4 protein-coding genes are annotated in these 2,770 nt (G+C 49.2%); 1 reads left to right on the top strand and 3 read right to left on the bottom strand.

Annotation, left to right across the window (positions count from 1 at the left end; translation table 11 throughout):
- Positions 1 to 381: tetratricopeptide repeat protein (locus AS151_RS07230; protein ID WP_139240555.1), on the bottom strand; the 381-nt coding region annotated here is incomplete at its 3' end.
- 87 nt (positions 382 to 468) lie between these two features.
- Positions 469 to 1,554, bottom strand: coding sequence for a hypothetical protein (locus tag AS151_RS07225; RefSeq protein WP_139240554.1), 1,086 nt, complete (start codon positions 1,552 to 1,554; stop codon positions 469 to 471).
- Here AS151_RS07225 and AS151_RS07220 point away from each other — a divergent pair.
- A complete protein-coding gene (locus AS151_RS07220) occupies positions 1,535 to 1,822 on the top strand; it encodes a hypothetical protein (protein WP_071516376.1) in 288 nt (95 codons plus the stop codon). The two genes, AS151_RS07225 and AS151_RS07220, sit on opposite strands and share 20 nt — an antisense overlap.
- On the opposite strand, the gene AS151_RS07215 is transcribed toward AS151_RS07220, so the two are convergent.
- On the bottom strand, positions 1,819 to 2,517 hold the full coding sequence (locus AS151_RS07215) for a hypothetical protein (protein ID WP_139240553.1): 699 nt from the start codon (positions 2,515 to 2,517) through the stop codon (positions 1,819 to 1,821). The genes AS151_RS07220 and AS151_RS07215 overlap by 4 nt on opposite strands.
- Positions 2,518 to 2,770 lie beyond the last annotated feature (253 nt).

The raw sequence follows: 2,770 nt of genomic DNA, 5'->3' as shown, positions 1-2,770 counted from the left end.
ATCTGGATCGGATTGAATGGCTTGACGATAATTCTGGACAGCTTCCTGTAACTTTCCTTGTTGCTGTAAAGCATAGCCCAGATTGTTGTAAGCCACGGCATAGTCGGGGTTGATTTGGAGAGCTTGGCGGTAGTTTGCGATCGCTTCTTCTAGCTTTCCTTGTTGTCTGAGCGTGTAACCCAATTCAAAGTAAGCCTCATCGTCGTTGGGTGCCCGTTCGATAATCTCCCGGAAAATCCGTGCTGCTTCCTCGTAATTGTTCGCCTCTTGCGCCGCATCTCCTCGCTCGTGCAATTCATCAACGCTCTGTGCTACCACCGCTACCGGCGAAGCAGCTACCAAACAAACACCTACAATCCAAGACATCGATCGCCGTAACATCTACTTCCACCCCCACTTGAGTCGGCTCATTTTTTAGGATACCGCAGCGATTTGGAAATCAAAGCATCAACCCCGCACCATCCCCACTTACTGCCGGGAATTTTGGTTTTGGGCAGGCGGTGGAAACAAACGGGGAAACAAAATCGCCGTAAACGCCGTTAGCAACCCCACAATCCCGCTAAACGCTTCTTGGGAAAGATACTTGGATAGCCATTTGGGTTCGATGCGCTGTACCGGAAACCGACGGTACAACCCCACAGCCAATCCCGTACTTTTGCCAGAAAACAACACCCGCAATCCTTCCGACTGCACTTTTACCCGACGGAGTTTGCGAATGCCCGGTCCTTTTTTTACCACTAGAAACTGTCTTCCTTGCACTTCCATGGTCTTTTCTCTCATCCGTACTTGCCCTTGCTGAATACTCGACATTTCAATTTCATCGCGTACATCAGATGTTCGATTGGTCTTAGTAAACTGCACATTCGTAACATCCAAATCCCCATGCACCCATTCGGGAAAAGTCTCGCCATCTTTGACAGAAGAGAACGCCGGCGTTTGCAAGTGCAGTCGCGTCGGCGACAGCAAAGTTGCTTGCAACTGGGTTCCATTTCCTGCTGGCACCCACCGAAAGCTGGTTTCCCGTCCCATCTGCGAGTCCGCTGCAATTCCCAACTGTGGTAACTCCGCACTGGCTACCCTCACTTGCAAGGGATCGCTACCCGGTTCAAAAACAAACGTTCCTGCTGGCATTTCCTTGTTTGGTACTTCCATGGATGCCATGTTGGCTAGCTGGCAGAGATTTTCGTCAATTTCTTTTGATTGCAAACACAAATCCAGTTCGCCATCACGATAGGCAAAACCTTCTACGCGGGTTTGGAAAGGCAAACGCAGCTCTACAAGCGACAAGCTACTGGTAGATCGATCGCTCCCTAGCAAAAAGCGACTGTTGGCATGGGGCAATTTCACCGTCAGTTTATCGATAGTTTCCAACTTGGCGTTCAACTGCGGGTCGTTGCTGCTAAAGTTTCCCCGCAAAGTTAGGGGTTGCGGTTGGCTTCCTTGTAAATCCAAGCTACCCAATCTCTGAATATCTTGTAAAAATAGCCTTTCCGCACTGCCCATGTAGGAAAAACTCATTTCCTCTACCAGCAAATTGCCTTCAAAAACGTACAAACCCGGTACGAAAAATTTCCCCCCCAAAAGCAAAATCCAAGCCACCAGCAATGCCACAGCCAGCCACTTATCCCGGCGTGGCGTTCGTTGCCGCCAACTACCAAATCTGCGAACGCTTCCCTGCCAAAAACGCCCCAACCACGACCGGATTGGCACCAACCAACCAGTACAGCAGTTTCCCCAACGCCTCCACCATCGCGGGGAAAACCTGTTACGTCTGGAAGTGGAACGGGGCGAATTTCGTTGGGGCATTATCGAGAATGTCTAAAACCAATTGGGATTGTGGCGAAAGCGAAATACTCGCCTTCTGCCTTCACCGTTGACAACATGCAGTTCGTAAGTACCAGCAGGTGCGTTGCCATATTCCCAAGTAAAATGAAATTGTCCCTGAGTAGGAATACGACGGGAATCGCTGCGAACAACCTGACCGTTGCGGCGAATTTCCAATGTGGGAAACTCCTGCCGTTGGGGACTGTACAGAACAAACTGATACTGGGCTGCTGGTTTTTCTAAAATAACGGGAAAGTAGGTTTTGCTAGAATCGGGAACTGTGTAGGCGAGGGCACGCAAAGCTCCTACGGGAACGCTTGCTTTGCGCAAAATTTGGGTATCTAGGTCAAACTTAGCGATTCCTCCCCGAGAACGCAATTCTAGCTGGTCTAAGCGATAATTGCGAAAAAAAGATTGTACCTCAACTCTGGGGTTCAGGTTTCCCGTTCCCGGCACCTGAATGGTCATGGTGTTGGGATATTCCTGTGTCAAGGTGCTGGTGTAGAACCCAATCAAATCGAACCGACCGCTTACGTTGTGATGGTCGAGCAATCCTTCGCAGCGGTTACCATCCCGGCGGATGTAAGCTAGAGAACCGGGATTTCCCGATTGACACGTTTCAGCCACTGCCGGTTGCCATCCCAAGAACAACAAGCCAACGGCAAACCACGTCAGTCTTTTCATACTTTTCATAAAAAGAAGAGAGCGTTTTTTTGTAGCAAAAAGCATACGAGTATGCCCAATCTACCCCCTTGGACGAATCTTTTTAGCAATAGGATTCCTCGTTTTGGTTTTAAGTTTATCTTGAATTGGCTAGCCAACCAAGATTTTTTGATTTCATGCCAATTTTCTAGATAAGCTGGTAGGGTGGGCAATGCCCACCCTACTTGATGGTGGCTGCTAGATTGCCCTGTACAATGAAATGGTATGACCACTACCACTCACC

This window comes from Geitlerinema sp. PCC 9228 (assembly GCF_001870905.1).
Lineage (GTDB): Bacteria > Cyanobacteriota > Cyanobacteriia > Cyanobacteriales > PCC-9228 > PCC-9228.
This window is presented reverse-complemented; position numbering and strand designations above follow the sequence as displayed.

What these genes read in the sequence shown, in the direction of transcription:
- AS151_RS07215 (WP_139240553.1), bottom strand. Translation starts at nt 2,517, where the DNA reads ATGAAAAGTATGAAAAGACTGACGTGGTTTGCCGTTGGCTTGTTGTTC.